The sequence below is a fragment of the Faecalibacterium hattorii genome (genome assembly GCF_003287455.1).
Taxonomy (GTDB): Bacteria; Bacillota; Clostridia; order Oscillospirales; family Ruminococcaceae; genus Faecalibacterium; species Faecalibacterium hattorii.
Window position 1 is genome coordinate 15,412 of the sequence record NZ_PRLC01000007.1, and the last position, 21,909, is coordinate 37,320.

The 21,909-nt window shown below is 60.4% G+C and carries 15 protein-coding genes; 10 read left to right on the forward strand and 5 right to left on the reverse strand.

The features are described 5' to 3' along the window. Positions 1-142: 142 nt before the first annotated feature. The 4 genes from C4N23_RS06095 to ppdK all read right to left on the reverse strand — a co-directional run bounded on the left by C4N23_RS06095 (position 143) and on the right by ppdK (position 6,256). Positions 143-736 (reverse strand): hypothetical protein, encoded by a 594-nt coding sequence (locus tag C4N23_RS06095; RefSeq protein ID WP_112144800.1) that lies wholly within the window; start codon positions 734-736, stop codon positions 143-145. Between the two features lie 94 nt (positions 737-830). After that, a complete protein-coding gene (locus tag C4N23_RS14200) occupies positions 831-1,187 on the reverse strand; it encodes a hypothetical protein (protein WP_242983740.1) in 357 nt (118 codons plus the stop codon). A 574-nt stretch (positions 1,188-1,761) separates the two neighbouring features. After that, positions 1,762-3,345, reverse strand: coding sequence for a C69 family dipeptidase (locus tag C4N23_RS06105; RefSeq protein ID WP_242983741.1), 1,584 nt, complete (start codon positions 3,343-3,345; stop codon positions 1,762-1,764). A 244-nt stretch (positions 3,346-3,589) separates the two neighbouring features. Then, on the reverse strand, positions 3,590-6,256 hold the full coding sequence (gene ppdK, locus C4N23_RS06110) for a pyruvate, phosphate dikinase (RefSeq protein ID WP_112144802.1): 2,667 nt from the start codon (positions 6,254-6,256) through the stop codon (positions 3,590-3,592). A 379-nt stretch (positions 6,257-6,635) separates the two neighbouring features. Here ppdK and C4N23_RS06115 point away from each other — a divergent pair, with 379 nt between their 5' ends. From C4N23_RS06115 to C4N23_RS06130, 4 genes are all read left to right on the forward strand, one after another. Continuing rightward, the gene (locus C4N23_RS06115; RefSeq protein WP_112144804.1) at positions 6,636-7,391 is read left to right on the forward strand and encodes a UDP-N-acetylglucosamine diphosphorylase; all 756 of its coding nucleotides are present in this window, start codon (positions 6,636-6,638) and stop codon (positions 7,389-7,391) included. A gap of 263 nt (positions 7,392-7,654) precedes the next feature. After that, positions 7,655-8,233, forward strand: a complete 579-nt coding sequence (pth, locus tag C4N23_RS06120; protein ID WP_055191517.1) for an aminoacyl-tRNA hydrolase — start codon at positions 7,655-7,657, stop codon at positions 8,231-8,233. Positions 8,234-8,287: 54 nt separating this feature from the next. Further along, on the forward strand, positions 8,288-11,749 hold the full coding sequence (mfd, locus tag C4N23_RS06125) for a transcription-repair coupling factor (protein WP_112144806.1): 3,462 nt from the start codon (positions 8,288-8,290) through the stop codon (positions 11,747-11,749). Positions 11,750-11,872: 123 nt separating this feature from the next. Next, positions 11,873-12,997 (forward strand): foldase, encoded by a 1,125-nt coding sequence (locus C4N23_RS06130; protein ID WP_112144808.1) that lies wholly within the window; start codon positions 11,873-11,875, stop codon positions 12,995-12,997. Positions 12,998-13,127: 130 nt separating this feature from the next. Here the strand turns inward: C4N23_RS06130 and C4N23_RS06135 are convergent, their stop codons facing one another. Further along, a complete protein-coding gene (locus tag C4N23_RS06135; protein WP_112144810.1) occupies positions 13,128-14,924 on the reverse strand; it encodes a glycoside hydrolase family 2 protein in 1,797 nt (598 codons plus the stop codon). Positions 14,925-15,067: 143 nt separating this feature from the next. On the opposite strand from C4N23_RS06135, the gene C4N23_RS06140 reads away from it, so the two are divergent. The 6 genes from C4N23_RS06140 (at position 15,068) to C4N23_RS06165 (ending at position 21,909) form a co-directional block, all read left to right on the forward strand. Further along, entirely contained in the window at positions 15,068-15,790 is a 723-nt protein-coding gene (locus tag C4N23_RS06140; RefSeq protein WP_097839087.1) for a DUF4830 domain-containing protein, read from the forward strand. Between the two features lie 202 nt (positions 15,791-15,992). Beyond that, entirely contained in the window at positions 15,993-16,256 is a 264-nt protein-coding gene (locus C4N23_RS06145) for an HPr family phosphocarrier protein (protein ID WP_112144812.1), read from the forward strand. Between the two features lie 87 nt (positions 16,257-16,343). Further along, complete coding sequence (gene ptsP / locus C4N23_RS06150; protein WP_112144814.1) at positions 16,344-17,990, forward strand: phosphoenolpyruvate--protein phosphotransferase; 1,647 nt, start codon at positions 16,344-16,346, stop codon at positions 17,988-17,990. Between the two features lie 226 nt (positions 17,991-18,216). Beyond that, positions 18,217-19,401, forward strand: a complete 1,185-nt coding sequence (locus tag C4N23_RS06155) for a cation diffusion facilitator family transporter (RefSeq protein ID WP_112144816.1) — start codon at positions 18,217-18,219, stop codon at positions 19,399-19,401. Between the two features lie 24 nt (positions 19,402-19,425). Beyond that, positions 19,426-20,613 (forward strand): pyridoxal phosphate-dependent aminotransferase, encoded by a 1,188-nt coding sequence (locus C4N23_RS06160; RefSeq protein ID WP_112144818.1) that lies wholly within the window; start codon positions 19,426-19,428, stop codon positions 20,611-20,613. A gap of 87 nt (positions 20,614-20,700) precedes the next feature. Continuing rightward, complete coding sequence (locus C4N23_RS06165; RefSeq protein ID WP_112144820.1) at positions 20,701-21,909, forward strand: NADP-dependent isocitrate dehydrogenase; 1,209 nt, start codon at positions 20,701-20,703, stop codon at positions 21,907-21,909.

Genomic DNA, 21,909 nt, shown 5'->3' on the forward strand with positions numbered 1-21,909 from the left:
TTGGGCGTTTCTTTTTTACGCAAAAAAGCCCCGGAGTGAGGCCGCAAAGCTCATTCCGGGGCTTCGTTGATTCAACGGGTCATTTGGTGCAGTTCAAAGGGTATATTCAGTGATGCAATGCCCAATTTGTTGTAGAAACCAATTACTTGGTTGCCTTCTTCTGCATATCAACCTTCATCACGACGATGGTATAGGTCTTACCATTGACAGTAACATCTTGGAAAGCCATCATACCAGTGCCCTTAGTCTCGTAGTCTCCAATTTCGGTAGAGGCATGAATAACCACATTCTTCGTAATATTCTGAGCAATCTCCAGTGCATTAATACCCTCGTTCAGAGTATTAAACAGCTTGCTGTCATATTTCACCTTGGTAGCATAGCTCACAAGGTACATATTAGTATCCTTGCGATCCTTGCCAGCCAGAGCATCAAGAATAGCATCCTTCTTGCCCTTCAGGATGGTATCAATGGTATCCTTCTCGCCAATCTTTTCTTCAACGATGCCGGCAACAGCCTTCGTCTTATCCTTCAGCTCAGAATCAGCAGCCTTGAAAGTGATCTCCACGTTCTTTTCACCGGTCTCATCTTCCACGACTTTTGCCAAAGGAGACTTGATTGCGTCGTTAATAACAGCAATAACCTCTTTCTCATTCAGAGAAGAACCACAGCCGGTCAGGACTGCCATTGCCATAACGCCAGCGAGCGCAACGGCCATGAGTTTCTTAAACATTTTCATAATCGTATCCTCCAAAATAGTTTTCACACTGCACCCATTCAGGCGTTTTCTGTTCGCCTGATTTGTTAAGCTCATATTACCATTTTGTCACAGTTTATTCAATACCCTTTTTGATTTTTGTTTCATTTGACAATTTCAGGTGGATTCTACTGGGCATTTTGCTGGAAATCAAAGGAAAATGGGCGGACAGAAAAAGCCCCTTGGCGGGGGGTACAGCCAAGGGGCGAATGCCTTTTGCAATGCCTCTGCTTTCCACTTTATCAAGCACATCACACATATTGCGTGGGCCTCCTTTCCTGTCATCGGTGCTGGTATTATATGCGTCTTCAAATCGGTGGTCATTCGTCATGATGCTCAACAACTGAAGCGTTTCCTGCACATGCGTCAGATCCTGTGAACTTGGCACATAATCGCCTTTCTCTCTTTTCTGCACAAAGTAGTCTGCAACCACCTTGAAATCGCTTTGGAACAGCTCTACCTGCTCACGGTTCAGATACGCGATCTGGAATCTGCGCCTAGAACTTGCTTTCCGTTGAATAACAGCACGTTTACGATATCAGAGAATACATCAAAGTAGATGTTCAGCATGGTATCACCTCGCAGATGTGAGTCACTTGTTATTATTGTACCTTCTTTCTGTTCACAAAACAAGACGCAAAAAAACCTCCGGCTTCTTATCACAGAAACCGGGGGGCTTTGTTCGCTTTATTGGTGCTTTCTCAAGCCCTCACGCAAAACCTTGCGGGGGCTCTTGATCGCAGCCGGGGGCGGGTGCCAAAATTGCAGAGCGTTCGGAGTAACGATGATACGTTATTTGTGAATTTCCAGTGTGTTTTACCCCATCTCCGCAATGATCTTCTCCAAATTTTCTTCCTGCAAATAGAATTCCGGCAGTTTGCCTTGTCATATAGAACGAATGGGCGGCGTTTGCAAGGAGCAGTCATACACAAAACGCCCCCGGCTTCCTGTCATGGAAACCGGGGGCGCTGCGGTTTTATGGGAAACGCCTCAGGCGCTGCAAAGCCTCAGTGCAGCAGAGAGCTGACCCATGCCCGGGCGGCCGTCTTGGCCTGGAGCTTATTGTACATTTTCAGAGTGGTGTTGTACACCTTCTGGCTCATGGCATTGCTGGCGTTGGTGGCGGCAGCCTGCTTGGCCTCAAGTGTGTCGGCGGCGGCAACGGCGGCCTTCATATCGGCGTAGTCGGCCATGATCTCCTGCTGGAGCGCGGCATAGCTGGCCTTGGCTGCTGTCCGATCCTTTGCGGTGACCTGATTGCCATTGCTGCCGTAGGTCAGCAGGTTGGAGAGGGCGTCACGCACGCCGTAGAAGGAGTCGGTCCAGTCGTCCGGGTAGGTATAGTAGCGGCCTTTGGCATCCTGATACCAGACGCCCTCGGTGGGCTGCTCGTCGGAACGGGTGACTTTATGGACCGAGACCTTGTAGACATCTGCGGTGTCGGTGGTCAGCATCGGATAGTAAGGGACGAAGGCGTTGTACACGTCGTCATCAAAAGCGGTCCACTCGGTAATGGCGGTGTTCAGATCGCCGGTGGCGCTCACCTGGAACAGATGAGTCTCCACATTGCCCGTCTTGCCGATGGGCTCGGTCTGAAAGAAGTGGATGGAATCCTCCACCGAGAACTTCTTGGTCAGCTGGATGTTGGAGTAGACCGGGACGATGGCACCGTTCTCGCCGACGTTGCTGATAGCAAAGTCGGTCTCGCTGTAGTTGTCCTTCGTAAAGGTGTCGGTGCCGTACAGGTAGTTCAGGCCGGCTGCCATGCGGTCCGATGCGATGTCGCCGTTATAGGAGGCATCCAGATCGATGACATTGGCAGCGGCGTCGCCCACAAAGGTACCGGCCTTCTGGGCTACGGAGATCAGGTTGGCGGAGGCCACCACGTTGTCGGTGTCATCCAGATCGATCTTGCCCATAGCGGCGATGTTGGGCTGCATGAAGACCACGCTGGAGGAGAGCTTCAGGGCAAGGTAGGTGTGGCCCGTCAGGTTCTCCACGAACCAGGTCTCGTTCTGGTCGGCAATGAACACGCCGGAGCCGCCGGCTGCACCGGCGTTGTCGTAGATGGAGGTCAGCAGGGCAACACCCTCGCGGGCCGTGGAAGCTTCGCTCAGCAGCACCGTGGTGATCTCGGCTTCTTCAATGCCGTTGTCCACATAGGGGTCTACGCTCAGCACGGCGTCGGTACCGTAGAGAGACTCGGTAGCAGAGACCATGACGCCCTTCTCGTTGGTGCCAGCCTCCTCATAGGGGGTGTGCTCGTGGGTGCTGTCGCAGTCCGGGCAGACACCCAGACCGTTGTCGTCCCGGCGGGCGGTGTAGCGGTAGCTGTCGTGGGTGAAGGTGTAGGTAAAGCCGTAGCAGCCCTCGTACACCTCGCCCGCGGTGTGCTTCCCGGCGGGGCTGATGTTGAACAGCTTGTTGTAATCGTTGGTGCCCAGATCCTCGATCCGGCCAAACATGGTGGTGCCGTCCTCGGTGAGGTCGCTGCCGACATAGAGTGCCGTGCAGGCGAAGGCAGAAGGAACCACGGCAAGCGTCATCGCACAGGCGATGAAAGCCGCAGCAATTTTCTTCTTCAAAGACATAATAGTATCGATCCCTCTCTTGTTGATTGTCGGCATTTCGTCGGCAGGTGTCATAATACACCCATTTTAACTAAAATGCAAGTATTTTCCCGAAATTTTAGCATATATTCATTTTTATATGGTATATATTCATACTATGTTTTTCATCTGCCCCTCCGTGAGCGCAAAAAACCGCCCCGGCTTCCTCTTTCGGAAACCGAGGCGGTCATATACTTTATTGGTGCTTTCCCAAGCCCTCACGCAATTACTTGCGAGGGTTCTTAATAGCAGCCTGAGCCGCAGCGAGGCGGGCGATGGGCACACGGAAGGGAGAGCAGCTGACGTAGTCCAGACCAACGTTGTGGCAGAACTCGACGCTCGTGGGATCGCCGCCGTGCTCGCCGCAGATACCCAGACCCAGATCGGGGCGGGTCTCGCGGCCATCGTGGGCAGCCATCTTGACCAGCTTGCCGACGCCGACCTGATCGAGGTGCTGGAACGGATCGCTCTCGTAGATCTTGTTCTCGTAGTATGCGCCGAGGAACTTGGCAGCATCGTCACGGCTGAAGCCGAAGGTCATCTGGGTCAGGTCGTTGGTGCCGAAGCTGAAGAACTCAGCCTCCTTGGCGATCTCACCGGCGGTCAGAGCGGCGCGCGGGATCTCGATCATGGTACCGACCTGATACTTCATCTTAACGCCGGCAGCAGCGATCAGCTCGTCCGCGACCTTGACGACAACGTCCTTGACGAACTTCAGCTCCTTGACCTCGCCGACCAGCGGGATCATGATGTGGGGGGTGATCATGTAGCCAGTCTCAGCAGAGACGTTCAGGGCTGCCTTGATGACAGCGCGGGTCTGCATCGCGGCGATCTCCGGGTAGGTGACAGCCAGACGGCAGCCGCGGTGACCCATCATGGGGTTGAACTCGTGCAGGGAAGCAACGACGTTCTTCAGGTCATCGAAGGTCATGCCCATATCGGCAGCCAGCTCCTTGATGTCCTCGTCCTTGGTGGGCAGGAACTCGTGCAGAGGCGGGTCCAGATAACGGATGGTCATCGGGCGCTCACCCATGATGCGGTACATCGCCTCGAAGTCACCCTGCTGGAACGGCTCGACCTTGGCCAGAGCAGCCTCGCGCTCTTCCACGGTACGGGCGCAGATCATCTCACGGACAGCCTTGATGCGGTCCTCCGCGAAGAACATATGCTCGGTACGGCACAGGCCGATGCCCTCAGCACCCAGATCCACTGCCTGCTGTGCATCGCGCGGGTTATCCGCATTGGTCATGACCAGCAGCTGACGAGCTGCGTCAGCCCAGCCCATGAAGCGGTTGAAGTTCTTGTTGCCGGTAGCGGCGACGGTTGCGACCTGCTCGCCGTAGATGTTGCCGGTGGAGCCGTCGATGGAGATCCAATCGCCCTCGACGAACTTGTGGCCGTTGATCTCGAAGGTCTTAGCCTCTTCGTCGATCTTGACCTCGTTGTCGTTGCCGCAGCCGGAGACGCAGCAGGTGCCCATACCACGAGCAACAACGGCTGCGTGGCTGGTCATGCCGCCGCGGACGGTCAGGATGCCCTGAGAGACCTGCATACCGACGATGTCCTCAGGAGAGGTCTCCAGACGGACCAGAACGACCTTCTTCATCTCGCCGGACTTGACCTTCTCCTCTGCTTCCTCAGCAGTGAAGACGATCTGGCCGCAGGCGGAACCGGGAGAAGCCGCCAGACCCTTGCCGACGACCTCGGCTGCCTTCAGGGCAGCGGCGTCGAACTGGGGATGCAGCAGGGTATCCAGCTGCTTGGGCTCCACGCGCAGGACAGCCTCCTGCTCGGTGATCATGCCCTCGTCCACCAGATCGCATGCGATCTGCAGAGCGGCCTGAGCAGTGCGCTTGCCGTTACGGGTCTGCAGCATGTACAGGTGGCCGTCCTCGATGGTGAACTCCATATCCTGCATATCGCGGAAGTAGTTCTCCAGACGGGTCGCGATCTCAACGAACTGATCGTACACCTCAGGCATCTGATCCTTCAGGTGGCTGATGGGGGACGGAGTGCGGACGCCGGCGACGACGTCCTCGCCCTGTGCGTTGATCAGGTACTCGCCCATCAGCTTCTTTGCGCCGGTGGCGGGGTCACGGGTGAAGGCGACGCCGGTGCCGGAACGGTCGCCGGAGTTGCCGAATGCCATCTGCTGCACGTTGACAGCGGTGCCCCACTCGTAGGGGATCTCGTTCATCTTACGATAAACGTTTGCACGGGGGTTGTCCCAGCTGCGGAAGACGGCCTTGACAGCCTCGATCAGCTGATCGCGGGGATCCTGCGGGAAGGGTTTGCCCTCGTTCTCTTCGTAGATCTTCTTGAAGACGCCGACCAGTTCCTTCAGGTCGTCAGCCGTCAGGTCCACGTCGTTCTTGACGCCCTTGGCTTCCTTCATCTTATCGATCTCGACTTCGAACAGGCTCTTCGGGACCATCATAACGACGTCTGCGAACATCTGGACGAAGCGGCGGTAGCAGTCATAAGCGAAACGGGCGTTGTTGGTCTTCTTTGCCAGACCCTCAACAGCCTCGTCGTTCAGGCCGAGGTTCAGGATGGTGTCCATCATGCCGGGCATGGACTGACGTGCGCCGGAACGGACGGAGACCAGCAGGGGGTTCTCGTTATCACCGAAGGTCTTGCCGGTGATCTTCTCCAAGCCCTTGAGGTGCTCGAAGATGTCAGCAGTGATCTCGTCATTGATCTGACGGCCGTCTGCATAGTACTGGGTGCAGGCCTCGGTGGTGATGGTGAAGCCCTGCGGCACCGGCATACCGGCTGCGGTCATTTCAGCCAGACCGGCGCCCTTGCCGCCCAGAGTATTCTTCATGGTGACCTTGTCGCCGCCGAAGGCGTTGTTGCCCTCGCTGAAGTAGTACAGATACTTTTTGCTCATGCGTTGTTTACCTCCCAATTGTGGCCCCCGGTGCTTTGCTCCGGCGGTCTCATCGTTTGCTCACAATTCTGATACGATGAACATTGTCATGTGAATGCTAAACCATTATACCAGAAAATCCACGTCTTGCCACCATGCAAAACACCGAATTTGTTTGATAATTTTTGTGCAATCCCTTGCATTTTACTCAGTTTTTGAGTAATATAGAATGGGAGAGATTTCGAGAGGTTTTTAGTTTCTGGAGCCGTTTTCGGCTTGTTGGATACAACTTTCTATCCAATGTGCAGGATCGTGGACAATGTACCAGAAATTTGTCGGAGTTTCTCCTCATCATGGATACAACAAAAAGGTCATTTCGTCCCGAAGGAGGGATCAGTTTATGGAATCTGTTTCCAATAGCGCGCTGGAGGCTGCCCGCGCAAAGCTGGCCGAAGCCGAGGCAAAGCGGGAAACGCTCCTGCTGCGCCACATCGCAAACGGCGTAAACATCGCAAGCCGCACCGTGGAGATCGACGATGGCGTGGTCATTGCGCCGGGTGCCACCATTCTGGCGGGCACCATCCTGCGCGGCAAGACCGTCATCGGCGCGGGCTGCGTCATTGGCCCCAACAGCCTCATCGAGGACAGCACCGTGGACGAGGGCACCACCGTCAACGCCAGCCAAGTTTACGGCAGCCACCTCGGCCCCCACAACAACATCGGCCCCTTCACCCATGTGCGGGTGAACACCGTCACCGATTACGGCGTCCATCTGGGCGCTTACGTGGAGACCAAAAACTCCAACTTTGCCCGCGGCAACACGGTCAGTCACCTGACCTACATCGGCGACAGCGACGTGGGCAAGTACTGCAACTTCGGCTGCGGCACCGTCACCTGCAACTACGACGGCAAGGATAAGTTCCGCACGCAGATCGGCGACTACTGCTTCATCGGCTGCAACACCAACTTGGTGGCCCCGGTCAAGGTAGGCGACGGCGCCTATACCGCTGCAGGCAGCACCATCACCAAGGATGTGCCCGCACAGGCGCTGGGCATCGCCCGCGACCGCCAGACCAACCTCGAAGGCTGGGCTGCCCCCAAGATGGAAGCCTACATCGCCAAAAAGAAGAAGCTGGAGGATGCGCAGGGCAAGTAAGCGTCCGCCGCTCCTCCATCGGGCTGCTGCAAACTCCTTCCGGCATCGCTGATGCGATGCCACCTCCCTCAATGAGGGAGGCTTTCGGCCCCCTCTCCGAGGGGGCTGGCACGGCAAAGCCGTGACTGGGGGAGTTTACTGCGGCCTTTTTCGCGTTTGACGATATTTCGATTCAAAATGTATATCTTTTTATCCGCGCGTATGATATACTAAGAACTTGCTTTCAAAGCATCATCAAAAAACAGGAAAAGGCAAGTCACGATATGAATGCAACTGACATCTGGCTGATCGCCGGGCTGGGCAACCCGGAGCCCAAATACGACGGCACCCGCCACAACGCCGGGTTCGCCGCGCTGGACTCCCTCGCCGCCAAGTGGGGCATCGCGGTCAGCAAAACCAAATTTCAGGGCCTGTGGGGCCAAGGGGATGTGGACGGCCACAAGGTCGTGCTGCTCAAGCCCCTGACCTACATGAATCTTTCGGGCGACTCCATCGCCCCGCTGGCGGGCTTCTTCAAAATCCCCGCCGACCACGTCATCGTCCTGTGCGACGATATCACCCAGAACCCCGGCAAGCTCCGCATCCGGCCCTCCGGTTCGGCGGGCGGCCACAACGGCCTGAAGAGCATCATCGCCCGCCTCGGCGGCGAGAACTTCCCCCGCATCCGCATCGGCGTCGGAGCCAAGCCCCGCCCGGACTACGATCTGGCCGACTGGGTGCTGGGCAAGTTCCCGCCCGACGATGCCAAGGCCATGGCCGACCGGTATCCCGATTTGGAGGCCGCAGCCAAGCTCATCATGGATGGCAAGCTGGGGCTGGCACAGAGCAAGTATAATGGATGATTGCGCTGCGTTGCAGCGCAATCATCCTCAGCCCACTGCGAAAGGAGGTCCACGATGTACGAATCCCTGCTGAAAAACACGGCAGAGTACCAGAAAATTTCTGCGAGCCTTGCCGCGCCGGGCCCGGCAGCGCTGTTCGGGCTGCCTCCGGCGGGCCGGGCGCTGCTGTATGCGGTGCTGCAAAAAGACCTTGGGCGGGTGCTCTGCATCGTGACGCCCGGCGAGGCTGAGGCCACCCACTTTGCGGATGACCTCAAGGCGCTGGGGCTGACGGCAGCGGTCTTCCCGCCCCGCGACTTCATGCTCCGCCCGGTGGAGGGCGCGGGCCGCGAGTACGAGTACCGGCGGCTGTCGGTGCTGGGCGCACTGGCGGGCGGGCGGCTGAATGCCGTCTGCGTCCCGGCGGAGGCGCTTTTGCAGTACACCGTCCCCCGCGACGAGTTTTTGAAGAACACCCTCACCCTCAAGCCCGGCATGGTCTACAACCGGGAGGCGCTGGTGGAGCGGCTCTTCTCCGCCGGATACGTCCGCCGCAGTCAGGTGGACGGCCCCGGCCAGTTCAGCGTCCGCGGCGACATCGTGGACATTTACGCCCCCGATATGCGCCAGCCCGCCCGTATCGAATACTGGGACGACGAGATTGATTCGCTGGCCTCCTTCGACCTGCTGACCCAGCGGCGGGACGGCACACTGGAAAAAATTTACCTCTCCCCCGCCCGCGAGGTGCTGTTCGGTAGCACGGCCGACACCGCCGAGGCCCTGCGCGCGGCTCAGAAGAAAGCCCGCGGCAAGCACCGCGCCGCGCTGGAAAAGGCCATGGAAGCCGACCTGTCCCAGCTGGACTCCGGCCTGATGCCCGAAGCCATGGACAAATACTATGGTCTCCGCTACCCCGCCCCGGCCACCCTGCTGGACCATCTCGACAGCCCCCTCTTCGTGCTGGACGAAGTGGGCGGCATCCGGGACGCTCAGAAGGCCACCGAGTTCCGCCGCAGCGAAGAGCTGACCGGTCTGCTGGAAGAGGGCGTCCTCTGCCCCGGTCTGGACGTGCTGTATCAGACCATGGACGACCTCATCATCGCCGCCCAGAAGCAGAGCACCCTGCTGTGCGAAAACTTCCTGCGCGGCATGAACGAGTTCCAGTTGAAAGCCCTCATCAACGCCGAGGCCTTTGCCGCCCCCAACTGGGGCGGTGACATGGCGTCCCTCCGGGAGGACCTTGACCCCCTCATCGCGCAGGGGTATGCGGTCACCCTCTTCGCCGGCACGCCCAAGGGCGCAGCGGCCCTGACCCGCGACCTTGCGGACAAGGGCTACGCCGTCAGCATGAGCCGGGACGTCCGCCCCGCCAAGGGGCTGGTGCAGGTGCTGCCCGGCCACCTGACCGCCGGGTGCAACTTTCCCTTCGCCCGCATGGCGGTCATCTCCTCCCGGCGGCACGGGCTGGACGAAGCCTCCGCCGAAGCGAAGAAGCGGAAAAAGAATAAGAACGCCCTGTCCAGCCTGTCGGACATCAAGCCCGGCGACTATGTGGTGCACCAGAGCCACGGCATCGGCATGTATGCGGGCATCCAGCGTCTTGAGGTGCAGGGTGCCATCAAGGATTACCTGAAGATCCAGTATTCCGGCTCGGACGTGCTGTATGTTCCTGTCACCCAGTTGGACCTGCTCAGCCGCTACACCGCCCCCGGCGACGAGGAAAAGGTGAAGCTGGCAAAGCTGGGCGGAACCGAGTGGCAGCGCACCCGCGCCAAGGTCAAAAAGGCCACCGAGGAGATGGCGCAGGAGCTCATTGAGCTGTACGCCCGCCGTCGACAGGCCACAGGCTACGCCTTCCCGCCCGACGGCGACTGGCAGAGCGACTTCGAGGCCCGGTTCGAGTACGACGAGACCGACGACCAGCTCAACGCCACCTCCGAGATCAAAAAGGATATGGAGCGCGGCTATCCCATGGACCGTCTGCTCTGCGGCGACGTGGGCGTGGGTAAGACCGAAGTGGCCCTGCGGGCCGCGTTCAAGTGCGTCATGGGCGGCAAGCAGTGCGCCATCCTTGCGCCCACCACCCTGCTGGCGTGGCAGCACTACAACACCATCCTTTCCCGGATGGAAGCTTTCCCCGTCAAGGTCGGGATGCTCTCCCGCTTCCGCACCGCCAAGCAGCAGAAAGAGACCCTGCGGGGCTTGCAGGCGGGCAGCGTGGACATCGTGGTGGGTACCCACCGGCTGCTGTCGAAGGACGTCCGCTTCCACGACCTCGGCCTTGTCATCATCGACGAAGAGCAGCGCTTCGGCGTCAAGCACAAGGAAAAGCTGAAGGAAAACTTCATCGGCGTGGATATGCTGACCCTCTCGGCCACCCCCATCCCCCGCACCCTGAACATGGCCATGAGCGGCATCCGGGACCTGTCCACCATCGAGCAGCCGCCCATCGAGCGGCAGCCTGTGGAGACGTTCGTTTTGGAGTACAACGACATCATCCTCGCCGAAGCCATGAAGAAGGAGTTGGCCCGCGGCGGTCAGGTCTACTACCTGCACAACCGGGTGGACAACATTGAGTCCTGCGCCGCCCACGTCAGCCAGATGGTACCCGGTGCCCGCATCGGCATCGCCCACGGCAAGATGACTGAGGAGGAGCTGAACCCCGTCTGGCAGCACCTGCTGAACGGTGAGATCGACATCCTCGTCTGCACCACCCTCATCGAAACGGGCATTGACGTGCGCAACTGCAACACCCTTATCATCGAGGACGCCGACCGGATGGGTCTGGCTCAGCTCTACCAGATCCGGGGCCGGGTAGGCCGTTCGGGCCGGAAAGCCTACGCCTACTTCACCTTCCGGCGGGACAAGACCCTTTCCGACATTGCCCAGAAGCGGCTTTCCGCCATCCGGGAGTTCACGGCCTTCGGCTCCGGTTTCCGCATCGCCATGCGCGACCTCCAAATTCGCGGCGCGGGCAGTCTGCTGGGCCACAGCCAGCACGGCCACATGGAGGCCGTAGGCTATGACCTCTATGTCAAGATGCTGGGGCAGGCCATCGCGCGGGCCAAAGGCGAGCCCATCCAGCGGGACAAGAGCGAATGCCTTGTGGATCTGCGGGTGGACGCCTACATCCCCGAAAAATATATTGCCGACGGCCCCGGCCGGATCGAGGCCTACAAGCGGATCGCCGCCATCCAGACCCCCGAAGATGCCGCCGACGTGCTGGACGAGCTGATCGACCGCTACGGCGACCCGCCCCCTTCGGTCAGCGACCTTGTCAATGTCTCCCTTGTCCGCGTTCAGGCCACCGCCGTGGGCGTGTATGAGGTCACCCAGAAAAAGGACACCCTCGTGCTTCAGGTGGAGACGCTGGACGTGCCCATGATCCGGGGGCTGCTCGTGGCCTTCAATGGCCGCGTCACCGCCGGGGCGGGCAGCAAGCCCTACCTCTCCGTCACTCTTCAGAAGGACGAAAAGCCACTGGAATTGCTGCAAAGCATCCTGAAGGCAATGGGAGAGATCTTAAAAGATAAATAACTCCTTCCGTCATCGCATTCGCGATGCCACCTCACTCCCGGAGGGAGGCTTTTGGCCCCCTCCCAGAGGGGGCTGTCGAGCGAACGCGAGACTGAGGGAGTTACAAAAAATAGGAGTATATTTATGAAGAAAAAACTTCCCGCACTTCTCTGTGCACTGGCCCTCATCATCAGCCTTGCGGGCTGCGTCATCTCCACCCCGGACACGGTGGGCACCATCGGCGATGTGGAGATCACCTCCGGCCTGTATCTGCTGGCCCAGTACAACGCCTACCAGTCCGCCGCGAACCTCGCCTCCTCCGATCAGGACGCCGCCAACGTCAAGAGCTTTTTGAAGGAGACCATCACCACCGATCCCGACAGCGGCGAGACCGCCACCGTCAGCGACTACATCGCCGACCAGACCCAGAAGAATCTGGATCTGTACGCCGCCGTGGAGTCCCGCTTCGACGAACTGGGCGGCCAGCTCACCGAGGCCGAGGAGTCTCAGGCCGACAGCTACGCTTCGCAGCTGATGGACCAGTACGCCGACACCTACAAGGCCAACGGCATCGGTCTGGAGACCCTCAAGCGCTTCGAGCGCATCCTGCTCAAGAGCAATGACCTGCTGGAGCTCGTGTACGGCCAGAACGGCGAGACCCCCGTCTCCGACGCCGACCTGACCAGCCACCTCGAAACCAGCATGTACGAGCTGGCTTACTACGCCATCCCCCTCTACAACACCAGCACCTACGCCTTCGCCGACGATGACCAGAAAGCCGAGATGCTCTCGCTGGCACAGGCCGCCGTGGACAGCTACAATGCCACTGCCCCGGACGATGCCGCCGCCCAGTTCGCCGCCTTCAACGCCGCCGCGTCCAACGCGCTGAGCGGCATCTACGCCGTGCTGGATTCCACCGTCCCCGATGACAGCACCACCTCCCTGCAGACCGAACTGCTGGGCAACAGCACCCTCGACTCGACCTTCACCGCCGAGGGCTCTGCCGACGCCATCCGTGCCCTGCACTGCGGCGACGCCGTGGCCGTGCAGTATTCGTCCCTCTCCCTCATCATGGCGGTCCGTCTCGACCCGCTGGACGGCTCTTCGCTGGACGCCGTCCGCTCGCAGGTGCTGAGTGACCTGAAGAGCGACGAGCTGGCCGACGCCCTCGCCGACTACGGCGCTTCCATGGAGCATCACCTTGATGCTCCCGCAATGAACAAACTCCCCGCTTCCAAGGTCGAACCGGCAAGCTCGTCCAAGCGCTAAGATCCTCTTCTATCGCTCCCCTCACATGGTATCCTTTCAGAATCCAATCATCCTGATTTTGATTCTGTCAAATAACAACGCCAAGGCCCCCGGAAGCAATAACCTTCCGGGGGCCTTGGCGTTTATACTATCATCGGGTCAGTCTCTCAAACTCCGCTTCCAGCGCCTCATTTACATCGCGGACGGCGGCGGGGTCGGGCTTGAGGGCCGCGCGGTCGTAGGTGAACAGACCGTTCACCTCGTCCTCCACATCGCTCACTTGGGTGTACACCAGCGCGGACAGGCCGTTTTTGAGCTGAGGGAGCACGGTGTCCCGCTGCAATTTCTGGTAGCGCTCCGTCAACTCGGCGCGGCTCTTGGCCGTGCCGTAACCGTAGGTCCTACGGGGCGGCTCATGGCCGGGCATGGGCCACGCGATGCCGCCGTATTCGCTCAGGGCCGCCACCCGCCTGCCGGGCCGGACCCGGAGGGGGTAGAAGTAGTTGTGGCGGGAGTCCACATCCCCGCCGCCTTGGTCGTACCAGCCGCTCGCCTCGTCCACAAGGCGGCTGGGGTCGAGGGCGCGCAGGGCCTCCACAGCCTTGGCCGCGTCGAACTGGCCCCACCCCTCGTTGAAGGGCACCCAGCAGCCGATGCAGGGATGCCCCCGCAGAGCCTCTACGGTAGCCTCCAGCTCCCGGCGGTATGTTTCCCGGCTGGCCTCGCTCCGGCGGCTCAGAAGGCCCCGCAGAGCCGCGCCGTCGGGCAGGTGCCGCAGCAGGGGCTGGAACACGTTGGTCAGGTAGGTCACGAACCAGAGCTTGTAGGGCTCGCCGCCGTTCACCATGTCCTGCCAGACGATGAGGCCCAGCTTATCGCAATGGTAGTACCAGCGCTGGGGTTCGATCTTCGCGTGCTTGCGCAGGAGGTTGAAGCCCAGCTCCTTCACGGTCTGCAATTCGTGGACCACCGCCGCGTCGGAGGGCGGAGTGTAGAGGCCTTCCGGCCAGTAGCCTTGGTCCAGCAAGCCGTTCAGCAGAATAGGCTCCCCGTTCAGACAGAAGCGCAGGATGCCCTTCTTGTCCGGCTCACAGCTCCATTTCCGCAGCGCGAAATAGCTGTGCACCGTGTCGAAGCTCTCTTCGCCGCCCTGCGTCGTGCCCACGGTCAGGTCGTAGAGGAAGGGGCTGGCCGGGCTCCACGGGAAGAAGTGCTCCTCCGGGATGGTCAGGGTCACCTCGCCGTCTTGGCCGGCCTCGTCGCTGCCCCAGTCCTCGGCGATGGTCACGCCGCCCGCCCGCACCACGGCCCAGAGGTTCGCCGCGCCGCCGGGCTGGGCCGTGTGGGCCTTGACCGTCACGGTGCGGGCATCGTAGTCCGGGGTGACGGTCAGGGTCTCGATGTAGTTGTCCGGCACCCGCTCCAGCCAGACGGTCTGCCAGATGCCGCTCTGGGCCGGGTAGAACATCCCGCCGGGCTTGAGCGTCTGCTTGCCCCGCGCTTGGTGCCCGGTGCCGGTGGGGTCCTGCACAGCCACCCACAGGCGGTTGTGGTCGGCGTTCAGCGCGTCGGTGATGTCGAACGTAAAGGGCCAGTAGCCGCCCCGGTGGCCGCCCACCAGATGCCCGTTGACCTGCACCGCGCAGGCGTGATCCACAGCCCCGAAGTGGAGCAGCACCCGGCCGCCCTCCCCCGCGGGCGGGGCAAAGCTGCGGTGGTAGTGGAGCCACTCGCCGGGCCGGAGCGTCCGCCCCACGCCGGAGGCTTTCGTCTCCGGGGAGTAGGGCACCAAGATGTCGCCGTCCCACTGGGGCGGGAGCTTGGCCGATTTTGTGATGGCGTACTGCCACATACCGTTCAGGCTCTCGAAGCTGTCCCGCCGCAGCGCGGGGCGGGGGTATTCCGGCAGCGGGTGCTGGGGTCTCGATGATTTCGGCGCTTGGGGCATTGGGGATCACCGCCTTTTGCAGTTTGTTGTATTTGACCCCATTTTAGCACAGAAGCGCGGCCTTGTATAGAAGCTTTCCGCATATCGCGGGCCCGCCCCGCATAGACTGCTTCCAGAACCAAACAAGGGTGGGAGGCATGGGCATGTTTGTGGTCACACTGAACAAAGCAAGTTTGAAGAAATTCGGCATCGGGGCCATGTGCTGTGCGCTGGTGGCATTCAGCGCCCTGCTGGGGCGGTACATCAGCACCCGCACAGTCAGCGTTTCGGCCAGCGTGAACAAGATCGAGAGCGCACAGGATATCCAGACGTGGTTCACGGGCTACGGGCTGGATGTGGACGGCGCGTCCATCACGGCGGATAAGGTCAAGATCCCCCGCAAGTGGGACGACAGCTTCTCGGCCTTCAACGGCGTGGTGCAGCAGAGCGGGCTCGACCTTGCCCGCTACAAAGGAAAAACCGTCGAAAAGTGGACGGCTCTTATCCCCGCCGCCAGCAAGGGCGATCTGAGCCAGTATGGCGTGCTGCTGGTCTACCGGAAAAAAGCCATCGGGGCGTATTTATTGGAGAAGCCCTCCGGCACCGTCACCGGCATCAAAGACGCCCAGAGCGCAGCGCTCAGTGAGGAGACCCCCGCCGAGGAAGTCTCCGGCGAGGATTACAGCGGCGATTGGGGCGAGCGGCATGACGAGGAACTGGGCGCTTCCGACCAAGCGCAGCAGACCTCCGGCGAGGACTACAGCGGCGACTGGGGCGAGCGCCACGACGAAGAGCTTTCCGCCGCCGATCAGGCCCAGCAGACCTCCGGTGAAGATTACAGCTACACCGATCTTCCCCTCGACGCAGAGGGGTATCCCGTCGAATAAACTCTGTTGAAAATTTTCCACAAAAAATTCTGTTGAACTATACCAAAAAAACTGTATAAAAATCAGCGAAATGAAATGGTGAAAAATGAACGATCCGGGTTTATAATAGGGGTAGGATATCCCGCAGCAAGATCGGCTGCGTCCGGCGCGGCCAACGGCCCCGGATTTTTAAGATGATGATAAGGGATACCGGTAAGGAGAAATGAGCATGAAGGAATTCCAGTACACCGTCAAAGATGCCTGTGGCATCCACGCACGCCCCGCCGGGCTTCTGGTCAAGGTCGTCAAGGGCTTTTCCAGCACCGCGACCCTTGAGAAGAACGGCAAGACCTGCGACCTGCGCAAGCTGATGGCCCTGATGGGCATGGGCGTCAAGCAGGGCGAGACCGTCACCATCAAGGTCGAGGGTGAGGACGAGGACGCCGCAGCAGAAGCGATCCAGAAGTTCCTGATCGAGAACGTCTGAGCACCAGCGAACCAAAGCCCTTGCGGGAACTCCCTGCGGGGGCTTTTTCGCACAATGGAACATTTTGATGAGAAGGAGAAATGAACGATGCAGGTAGGCACCGGCAAAAGCATCCTGAATGGGATTGCGATCGGCAAACTGAAACTTTACAAGAAAAAAGATACGGTGATCTCCACGGCAGACGCGGCCGACCCCGCTGCCGAGGAGGCCCGTTTTGAAGCGGCCCGCGCCAAGGCCATCGACCAGCAGACCGCCCTGTACGAAAAGGCACTGGACGAGGCGGGCGAGGACATCGCCGAGGTGTTCAACATCCACGCCATGATGCTGGACGACGACGACTTCGTGGACACCATCAAGGAGATCATCAACGGCCAGCACAAGTGCGCGGAGTACGCCGTCAAGACTGCGGGCGACAATCAGGCCGCCGTCTTCGCGGCCATGGATGACCCCTATCTTCAGGCCCGCAGCGCAGACGTCATCGACATTGCACAGGCCATGCTGGACATTTTGCAGGGGGTGGACAACGCCTCTTTGCAGGGCACCGAGCCCAGCATCCTTGTGGCCGAAGACCTCGCCCCCTCCGAGACGGTCCGGATGGATAAGAGTCTGCTGCTGGGCTTCATCACCCGCGAGGGCAGCTCCAACAGCCACACCGCCATTCTGGCCCGCAGCATGAACATCCCCGCCCTGATCCAGTGCAAGGAGATCCAAGACGACTGGGACGGCAAGATGGCCGTGGTGGACGGCTACAACGCCTGTGTGTACGTAGACCCTACCCCCGACCTTTTGGAGAGCCTGACCAAGCGCCAGCAGGAGGATCAGAAGAAACAGGCCCTGCTCAGCGAGCTGAAGGGCAAGCCCAACACCACGCTGGACGGCAAGACCATCAACGTCTTCGCCAACATCGGCGGCATGGGCGACGTGGGTGCGGTCCAGCAGAATGACGCGGGCGGCGTCGGCCTGTTCCGCACCGAATTCGTCTACCTCAACTGCAAGGACTTCCCCACCGAGGACTACCAGTTCGAGGCGTACAAGCAGGTCCTTGAGAGCCTTGCCCCGAAGAAGGTCGTCGTCCGCACCTGCGACATCGGCGCCGACAAGACCGTGGACTATATGAAGCTGGATCACGAGGACAACCCCGCCCTCGGTTACCGCGCCATCCGCATCTGCCTGACCCGCCGGGACTTCTTCAAGACCCAGCTCCGGGCCCTGCTCCGGGCCTCGGCCTACGGCAACATGAGCATCATGTTCCCCATGATCACCAGTCTGCGCGAGCTGCAGGACGCCAAGGCCATCCTCGAAGAGTGCAAGCAGGAGCTGACCGCCGAGGGCAAGAAGTTCAGCGACAATATCGAGGTCGGCACCATGATCGAGACCCCCGCCGCCGTCCTCATCGCCGATGATCTGGCCGCCGAGTGCGACTTCTTCTCCATCGGCACCAATGACCTGACCCAGTACACCTGCGCGCTGGACCGCCAGAACGCCAAGTTGGAGCCCTTCTTCGATCCGCACCATCCGGCTGTGCTCAAAGCCATCCAGATGACCATCGAGGCGGGCCACCGCCACGGCATCTGGGTCGGCATCTGCGGCGAGCTGGGCGCGGACACTGCCCTGACCGAGACCTTCCTGCGGATGGGCGTGGACGAGCTGTCCATGAACGCCAAGAGCATCCTGCCCGTGCGCAAGATCATCCGCAGCGTAAACCTCAGCAAGCCCTCCACCAAGAACGTCTGAGCGTTCCGGCGGCCCTTGTAAAACCCCATAAAACCGCAGCCCCCAACCGGCCCAGATGCCGCCTTGGGGGCTATTTTGCGTCTGTGGAACAAGACGAAATTTCATATAACAGCGCTGTAACAAGCCGTGCTTTCATCGCAAAATGCTTCACAATGCTAAAGTAAAATGTTATACTAGTTCCAAGTCATTCCACCGACAAAATTCATCTGTATCAGGAGAAATCGGTATGACCCAGCTTTTGATCCGCCTGTTCATCAAGCATCCCTCCGACACCAAGGACCCGGCGGTCCGCACCGCTTACGGCAACTTGGCCAGCCTTGTAGGGATGGCTTGCAATATCCTGCTCTGCGTCGGCAAGCTGACGGTGGGCACCCTGTTTGGCTCCATCGCCATCATGGCCGATGCGCTGAATAACCTCTCGGACGCTTCGTCCAACGTCGTCAGCCTCATCGGCTTCCGGCTGGCTTCCAAGGCCCCGGATGCGGAGCACCCCTACGGCCACGCCCGCTACGAGTACCTCGCCGGGCTGGTGGTCAGCGTGACCATCCTTGCCATCGGCCTTTCGCTGGGCAAAGAGTCCATCGGCAAAGTCCTGCACCCCACGCCGGTCGTTTTCAGCTGGCTCAGCCTTGGGGTGCTGGCCGTTTCCATCGCCGTCAAGCTCTGGATGAGCCGCCTCAACCGCACGGTGGGCCAGCGCATCGCTTCCGAAACGCTGCTGGCCACCGCCGCCGACAGCCGCAACGACGTGCTGACCACCGGTGCTGTCCTGCTCTCCACCATCCTCTGCCGCGTTACGGGCTGGAACGTCATCGACGGCATCATGGGCGTGGCGGTGGCTGCGTTCATCCTCTGGTCGGGCTGGGGCCTCGTCATGGATACCCTCAGCCCCCTGCTGGGCGAAACGCCCTCGCCGGAGCTGGTGGCGCACATCGAGCAGACCGTCATGTCCTACCCCGGCGTACTGGGCGTGCATGACCTGATGGTCCACGACTACGGCCCCGGCCACCAATTCGCTTCGCTCCACGTCGAGTTCCCCGCCGAGGCCGACCCGCTGGCCGCCCACGACGTCATCGACAACATCGAGCGGGATTTTCTGAAAAAAGACAATTTGCAGGTCACCATCCACTATGACCCCATCGTGACCTCGGACGCCGCCGTGGGGGTGCTGCGCACCCGGCTGACGGAGCACCTCCGCCAGTTGGACCCCCAGCTTTCCATCCACGATCTGCGCATCGTCCCCGGCGGCAGCCACACCAACGTCCTGTTCGACCTCACTTTCCCGGCGGGCTACACCGGCGACACCGACGCTGCCATGGCCGAGATGTGCCGCTTCGTTACCGAACAGGATCCCAAATACAGCTGCATCATCAAACTGGAGCAGAGCTATTCCGTCGCTCCGCAAAAATAAGATCGTTCACAGGGGGAAGTATTTATGCTGAACGAAACCTATCGCGGAATGCTGAACCACAAGAGCGTCATCCGCGAGACCTTCATGTACGGCAAACAGCACGCCGCCGAGATCGGCTATGAAAACGTCTTTGATTACTCGCTGGGTAACCCCAGCGTCCCCTGCCCGCCGCAGTTCACGCTGGCGATGCAGAACCTGCTGGACACCGAGGAACCGGTGGACCTCCACGGCTACTGCCCCAGTCAGGGCGACCCCGGCTTCCGCACCGCCGTGGCAAAGCATCTGGCCAAGACCTTTGCTCTGCCCTACCAGCAGAAGCACATCTTCCCCACCACGGGTGCCGCCGGTGCCATCGCCCACGCCATCCGCGCCGTGACCCAGCCCGGCGACGAGGTGCTGACCTTTGCGCCCTACTTCCCGGAGTACGGCCCCTACGTGGAGGGCACCGGGGCCCACCTCAAGGTAGTGCCGCCGCAGGCCCCGGCGTTCCAGCCGAACCTCGACGCCTTTGAGCAGATGCTGACCGAAAAGGTCACCTGCGTGCTCATCAACACCCCCAACAACCCCACCGGCGTCGTTTACTCCGCCGAGACCCTGACCCGGCTGGCCGAGCTGCTGGCCGAGAAGAGCCGCGCCTACGGCCACACCATCTTCCTCGTCAGCGACGAGCCCTACCGTGATATCGCCTTTGACGGGAAAGCTGTCCCCTACCCCGCCGCGTTCTACCCCCACACCCTGACCTGCTTTTCCTTCTCGAAGAGCCTCAGTCTGCCGGGCGAACGTCTGGGCTATGTGGCGGTCCGCCCCGGCTGCGAAGGCGAGGACATTCTCGTGGATATGATGGCCCAGATCTCCCGCTTCACCGGCCACAACTGCCCGCCCAGCATCATCCAGCGGGCCGTGAGCCGCTGTCTGAATGTCACCAGCGACCTGTCCGTCTACGAGACGAACATGAACCTGCTGTACGACAAGCTCAAGGCCCTCGGCTTTGAGGTCGAGCGCCCCGGCGGCACCTTCTACATCTTCCCGAAAGCGCTGGAAGAGGACGCCAACGCCTTCTGTATGCGGGCACGGCAGTATGACCTGCTCCTCGTCCCCAGCGACACCTTCGGCGTCAAGGGCTATGTACGTCTGGCCTACTGCATCGACACCGAAAAGGTCGAGCGCAGCCTCCCGGCTCTGGAAAAGCTGGCTGCTTCCTACCGCAGATAAAGCCGAACCTCCGGTGCGCATCTGGCAGTGCCGCCGGAGTCTTTGCTAGATTTTTTGATTTTTGTAAGAGAGGAAAGGGAAACCATCATGGAAAAGATCAAAATGACCACTCCCCTTGTGGAGATGGACGGCGACGAGATGACCCGTGTGCTCTGGAAGCTCATCAAGGACGAGCTTCTCCTGCCTTACGTCGATCTGAAGACCGAGTACTACGACCTCGGTCTGCCCAACCGCGACGCCACCCGCGACCAAGTGACCCTCGACGCCGCCGAGGCCAACAAGAAGTACGGCGTGGCCGTCAAGTGCGCCACCATCACCCCCAACGCGCAGCGGATGGACGAGTACAAGCTCCACGAGATGTGGAAGAGCCCCAACGGCACCATCCGCGCTGCACTGGATGGCACCGTGTTCCGCGCCCCCATCATGATCGACAGCATCAAGCCCGCCGTCAAGTTCTGGAAAAAGCCCATCACCATTGCCCGCCACGCCTACGGCGACGTGTACAAAGCCACCGAGTTCCGCATCCCCGGCCCCGGCAAGGCGGAGCTGCGGTTCACCGGCGCGGACGGCTCCCAGCAGACCGCCACGGTCTACGACTTCGAGTGCGGCGGCGTGCTCCAAGGCTCCTACAACAAGGACACTTCCATCCGCAGCTTTGCCCGCAGCTGCTTCAACTACGCACTGGATAAAAAGCAGGACCTCTGGTTCGGCGCCAAGGACACCATCTCCAAGAAATACGACCACACCTTCAAGGACATCTTCCAAGAGGTGTATGACACCGAGTACAAGGCCAAGTTCGAGGCCGCCGGCATCGAATACTTCTACAGCCTCATCGACGACATCGTGGCCCGCGTCATCCGTAGCGAGGGCGGCTTCGTCTGGGCCTGCAAGAACTACGATGGCGACGTGATGAGCGACATGGTCTCCACGGCCTTCGGCTCCCTCGCCATGATGACCAGCGTCCTCGTCAGCCCGGACGGCAAGTACGAGTTCGAGGCCGCCCACGGCACCGTGACCCGCCACTACTACAAGTACCTCAAGGGCGAATCCACCTCCACCAACCCCATGGCCACCATCTTCGCATGGAGCGGTGCGCTGAAAAAGCGCGGTGAGCTGGACGCCCTGCCCGACCTCGTCCGCTTCGGTGAGGCGCTGGAAGCCGCCAGCCTCCAGACCCTGAACGACGGCATCATGACCAAGGACCTCTGCGGCCTCGCCGAGGGCATCACCCCCACCCCCGTGGACAGCACCGGCTTCATCAAAGCCATCCGCGAGCGGTTGGAAAAAATGTTGTGA

What these genes read in the sequence shown, in the direction of transcription:
- C4N23_RS06160 (WP_112144818.1), top strand. Translation starts at nt 19,426, where the DNA reads ATGCTGAACGAAACCTATCGCGGAATGCTGAACCACAAGAGCGTCATC.
- C4N23_RS06115 (WP_112144804.1), top strand. Translation starts at nt 6,636, where the DNA reads ATGGAATCTGTTTCCAATAGCGCGCTGGAGGCTGCCCGCGCAAAGCTG.
- C4N23_RS06145 (WP_112144812.1), top strand. Translation starts at nt 15,993, where the DNA reads ATGAGCATGAAGGAATTCCAGTACACCGTCAAAGATGCCTGTGGCATC.
- C4N23_RS06135 (WP_112144810.1), bottom strand. Translation starts at nt 14,924, where the DNA reads ATGCCCCAAGCGCCGAAATCATCGAGACCCCAGCACCCGCTGCCGGAA.
- pth (WP_055191517.1), top strand. Translation starts at nt 7,655, where the DNA reads ATGAATGCAACTGACATCTGGCTGATCGCCGGGCTGGGCAACCCGGAG.
- ppdK (WP_112144802.1), bottom strand. Translation starts at nt 6,256, where the DNA reads ATGAGCAAAAAGTATCTGTACTACTTCAGCGAGGGCAACAACGCCTTC.
- C4N23_RS06130 (WP_112144808.1), top strand. Translation starts at nt 11,873, where the DNA reads ATGAAGAAAAAACTTCCCGCACTTCTCTGTGCACTGGCCCTCATCATC.
- C4N23_RS06165 (WP_112144820.1), top strand. Translation starts at nt 20,701, where the DNA reads ATGGAAAAGATCAAAATGACCACTCCCCTTGTGGAGATGGACGGCGAC.
- C4N23_RS06140 (WP_097839087.1), top strand. Translation starts at nt 15,068, where the DNA reads ATGTTTGTGGTCACACTGAACAAAGCAAGTTTGAAGAAATTCGGCATC.
- C4N23_RS06155 (WP_112144816.1), top strand. Translation starts at nt 18,217, where the DNA reads ATGACCCAGCTTTTGATCCGCCTGTTCATCAAGCATCCCTCCGACACC.
- ptsP (WP_112144814.1), top strand. Translation starts at nt 16,344, where the DNA reads ATGCAGGTAGGCACCGGCAAAAGCATCCTGAATGGGATTGCGATCGGC.
- C4N23_RS06095 (WP_112144800.1), bottom strand. Translation starts at nt 736, where the DNA reads ATGAAAATGTTTAAGAAACTCATGGCCGTTGCGCTCGCTGGCGTTATG.
- C4N23_RS06105 (WP_242983741.1), bottom strand. Translation starts at nt 3,345, where the DNA reads ATGTCTTTGAAGAAGAAAATTGCTGCGGCTTTCATCGCCTGTGCGATG.
- mfd (WP_112144806.1), top strand. Translation starts at nt 8,288, where the DNA reads ATGTACGAATCCCTGCTGAAAAACACGGCAGAGTACCAGAAAATTTCT.